2 protein-coding genes are annotated in these 4,799 nt (G+C 70.8%); both read left to right on the forward strand.

The annotated features are described in order from the left end of the window. The coding region (locus tag DTL70_RS33080) for a type I polyketide synthase (protein ID WP_114025722.1) at positions 1 to 2,949 on the forward strand (2,949 nt) is incomplete at its 5' end. Positions 2,950 to 2,994: 45 nt separating this feature from the next. Continuing rightward, on the forward strand, positions 2,995 to 4,799 hold a 1,805-nt coding region (locus tag DTL70_RS33085), incomplete at its 3' end, for a type I polyketide synthase (RefSeq protein ID WP_147266858.1).

A 4,799-nucleotide genomic window follows, 5' to 3' on the forward strand; every position in this document is an offset into this window, starting at 1 on the left:
GCCCTCACCAACACCCTCGCCCACACCCACACCACCACCCACCCCCTCACCTGGCACCACCCCAACCCACACACCTCCACCCCCCTCCCCACCTACCCCTTCACCCACCACACCTACTGGCTCAAACAACCCACCCCCACCAACACCACCAACCTCGGCCTCAACCCCACGCACCACCGCTTCCTCAGCGCTGCGATCGACGCGCCGGATGAGCGAGCGACGTTCTTCTCCGGCTGCCTGGCTCTGGAGGACCATCCCTGGCTCAGGGAGTACCTGATCGAGGACTCCGTCGTCCTGCCTGCGACGGCCTTCGTCGAGCTCGCCCTGCATGCCGGCCGGCACGTGGGGCTGAGCGTCGTGGACGAGATGGAGTTCGGCGCTCCTCTGGTGATGTCGGAGGACGCATCCGTGCAACTGCGTGTGGGTGTCAGGCAGCAGGAGGTCTCCGGGCGGTACCGCTTCACCGTTCACACGCGTCCCAGTCCGGACGGGACCGAGAGCCCCTCCGACGGGGAGTGGGTGCTGCACGCGTCCGGTGTGTTCTCCGACGACGTTCCCGGCACGTCGAGCACCGTGCCGTTCAGTGGCGAGGTGCCCGTGTCCGGAAGGGTGCCGGTCGATGTGGGCGAGCTCTACGAGGAGCTGTTGCGGGCCGGTTTCAGTCACGGCCCGTCGTTCCAGGGGGTACGCGAGGTCTGGCGGCACGGTGAGGACGTCTACGCGGACGTGGATCTGCCCGAGGACGTCACCGGTGTCGGGTTCGCGCTCCATCCGGCGCTGCTCGACAGCGTGCTGCATCCGCTCCTGGTCGAGGCGGTGCGGGCGGAGGGCGGCAGCGAGTGCGCTTTCGTACCGGAAGCGCTGTCCGGTCTGGCCCTCCACGCGTCCGGGGTTTCCGCGGTACGTGTCCGACTGCGGGTGACGGGTCCCCGTGCGGCGTCGGTCTCGGTCGTGGACGCCGAAGGCGGCCCGGTCGCCGACGTCGATCAGCTGCTCTGGCGACCACTGCGCCGCGGTGAACTGCGGGAGTCGGTGCGCCGGGATGCTCTGTTTCACGTGGAGTGGCACCGTGTCCAGTCGTCCACGGCGCGTCAGGACGACTGGGTGGTGCTGGGTGACAGCCCTCTCCTCAAGGCGCGCGAACCCGCGGCGTCGTACGGGACACTCGACGAGCTGCGGGCGGCGGTCGACACCGGCACTCCGGTGCCGTCGTGCGTGCTCGTGGCGTGCGACGGCAGCGGCGGCGAGGAGTCCGACGCGGCCCGTGGGGCACGCGTCGTCACACAGGACACGCTGGGCCTGCTGCAAGACTGGCTGACGGACGACCGGTTCACCGCGTCGCGACTCGTCGTCGTGACCCGGGGCGGTGTGGCGCACACGGCGCAGGACGACGTGACCGACCTGAGCGGTGCCGCGGTATGGGGGTTGCTGCGCTCCGCGCAGAGTGAGGAGCCCGACCGGTTCCTGCTCGTCGACCTCGACGAGACCGAGGCTTCCGCCCCGGACCTTTCCACGGCACTGGCGGTAGGTGAGCCGCAGCTGGCACTGCGCGGGGGCGAGTTGTTCGCGCCTCGGCTGGCCCGTACGTCCGCCGCGGAGGGTGGTCCGTTGGCGCCGCAGCCGCCTCTCGACCCGGATGGCACCGTTCTCATCAGCGGCGGCACCGGAGAGCTCGGCGGAGCGGTCGCCCGGCACCTGGTGCGCGCGCACGGGGCGCGACACCTCCTCCTCGTCAGCCGGCGCGGTCTCACCGACACGACCTCGGTGGTGAAGGACGAGCTCACGGCACTCGGCGCCCAGGTCACCGTCGAGGCGTGCGACACGAGCGATGAGGCGGCGCTCGCGGACGTGCTCAAGCGCGTCCCGGACGAGCATCCGCTGACGATGGTCGTCCACGCGGCCGGGATTCTCGACGACGCGACGCTGCTCAGCCTGACGCCGCAGAGCGTCGAGACCGTCATGCGTGCGAAGGCCGACAGCGCCTGGAACCTGCACCGGGCGACCGAAGAGGCGGACCTCTCGTCCTTCGTGCTGTTCTCGTCCCTCGCGGGGACCCTCGGCAATGCAGGCCAGGCCAACTACGCGGCGGCGAACGCGTTCTTGGACGCCCTGGCCCACCACCGCCGCGCGAACGGGCTGCCCGCGGTCTCCCTCGGCTGGGGACTGTGGGAGCAACAGAGCGGGATGGCCGCAGAGCTCGGGGTTCCCGGTGAGGAGCGCCTTACCCGCATCGGCGTCGAGCCGCTCCCCGCCGAGCTGGGCCTCGCCCTGTTCGACGCGGCTGTCGGCGGCGACGTCCGCCCCGCCGTCATACCGGCCGACTTGAACATGGCGGCTCTGCGTGCGCACGCGATGGCGGGTGCTCTGCCCCGGATGCTCGGGGACCTGGTACGAGTACCGGCGCGCCGGGTCGGCGTCGGCGAACCGGACCTGGCGGGACGCCTGACCGCACTTCCCGAGTCCGAGCGGGACGCTTTCGTGCTGGAGCTGGTACGGGGCGAGGTCGCCTCGGTGCTCAGGTACCCGTCGGGCCGGGCGGTCGCCGCGGAACGGGCCTTCCGCGAACTGGGATTCGACTCGCTCACGGCCGTCGAACTGCGCAACAGGCTGCACGCCGCAACGGGCCTACGCGTGCCCACGACGGTCGTCTTCGACCACCCCACGCCCCAGGCCCTCGCCCGCTATCTGCGCGGCACGGTGCTCCCCGACGAGATCACCGCGCCGACGCCCGGTCTGGCCGAGCTGGAGGCCCTGGAGGCGGTGTTGCGGGAACGTTCGCCGTCCGACGAGTCGCACGACAAGCTCGCCAAGCGGCTCCAGGCCCTGCTGTGGCAGCTCGGTGACTCCGCCCCGCTGAGCGGCGGCGAGGCCGACGAGGACGTTCTCACCGCGACGGCGACCGACGAAGAGCTCTTCAAGACGCTCGACGACGAGTTGGGACGTTTCTGAGGTGACGACACCTGATGACATCCGGACCCAGGGGGAGGCGGCACGGTGAGTGACGACAAACTGCGAGACTACCTCCGGCGCGCCACCACCGATCTGCGCCGGGCCCACCGCCGTCTGCGGGAGGTCGAGGAGAAGGCGCACGAGCCGATCGCGATCGTCTCGATGGGCTGCCGCTTCCCGGGTGGCGTCGACTCCGCTGAAGAGTTCTGGACGTTGCTGCGAGAAGGCCGGGACGCGGTCTCGGAGTTCCCCGCCGAACGCGGCTGGGACATCGACAGGCTGTACGACGCCGACCCCGACCGGCTCGGACACACGTACACCCGCAACGGCTCGTTCATCGAGGGCGCCGGCGGTTTCGACGCGGAGTTCTTCGGGATCAGCCCGCGCGAGGCGCTGGCGATGGACCCGCAGCAGCGGCTGCTGCTGGAGACGGCCTGGCACGCCGTCGAACTGAGCGGCGTCCTCCCGGCCACCCTGCGGGGCAGCAACACGGGAGTCTTCGTCGGAACCAACGGCCAGGACTACACACGGAACCTGTCCGGCGTCCTGGAAAGCGTCGAAGGCCACCTCGCCACGGGTACCTCGGCGAGCACCGTCTCCGGGCGGATCTCCTACACCTTCGGGTTCGAGGGTCCGGCCGTCACGATCGACACGGCGTGCTCGTCGTCGCTGACCGCCATGCACCTGGCCGCACACGCCCTGCGCAACGGCGAGTGCGAGCTGGCTCTGGCGGGCGGCGTCACGGTGATGGCCACCCCCGCACCGTTCGTGGAGTTCAGCCGCCAGCGCGGGCTGTCTTCGGACGGACGCTGCCGCGCGTTCGCCGCCTCAGCGGACGGCACCGCCTGGGGTGAGGGCGTCGGCCTGCTGATGCTGGAACGGTTGTCGGACGCACAGCGCAACGGCCATCCGGTGCTGGCCGTCATCCGGGGTAGCGCGGTCAACCAGGACGGCGCGAGCAACGGTCTCACGGCTCCGAACGGCCCGTCGCAGGAGCGGGTGATCCGTGCGGCGTTGGCCAACGCGCGGTTGAGTGTGGCGGATGTCGACGTGGTGGAGGCGCACGGTACGGGCACCACGTTGGGTGATCCGATCGAGGCGCAGGCGCTGCTGGCGACCTATGGGCAGGACCGCCCCGGCGACCAGCCGCTGTGGCTTGGCTCCGTGAAGTCGAACATCGGGCACACGCAGGCTGCCGCGGGTGTGGCGGGTGTGATCAAGATGGTGGAGGCGATGCGGCACGGCGTGCTGCCGCGCACACTCCATGTGGACGAGCCCACCCCGCATGTGGACTGGTCGGCGGGGGCTGTGCGGCTGCTGACCGAGGCGACCGAGTGGCCGGAGACGGGGCGTCCGCGCCGGGCTGCGGTCTCCTCGTTCGGCATCAGCGGCACGAATGCGCATGTGGTGCTTGAGGCCCCGCCCGTGCCCGAGGCTGTGGCTGAGCAGGTTTCCTCGCCGGTTCCGGCCGAATCGGCTGGTCCGGTGGTGTTGGCGTTGTCGGCGAAGTCGCAGGTGGCGTTGCGGGGTCAGGCCGCCCGCCTGGAAGAGCACCTACAGGCCCATGCTGAGCTGGGGGCGTCGGCTGTTGCGGGTGCGTTGGCCACCACCCGTACCGTCTTCGACCACCGCGCCGTCGTCACCGGCACGGACCGTGCTGAGCTGGTCGAGGGGCTGCGTGCACTGGCCCGAGACGAGACGCACCCGGGTGTGGTGTGTCCGGGGAAGTCTGCGGATGCTTCGGGGCGGACGGCGTTCCTGTTCTCCGGGCAGGGCTCCCAGCGCGCCGGAGCCGGTGCTGGGCTGTATGCCGTCGAGCCGGTGTTCAAGGCGGCGGTCGATGAAGCCTG

It is taken from the genome of Streptomyces diacarni, assembly GCF_003323715.1.
Taxonomy (GTDB): Bacteria; Actinomycetota; Actinomycetes; order Streptomycetales; family Streptomycetaceae; genus Streptomyces; species Streptomyces diacarni.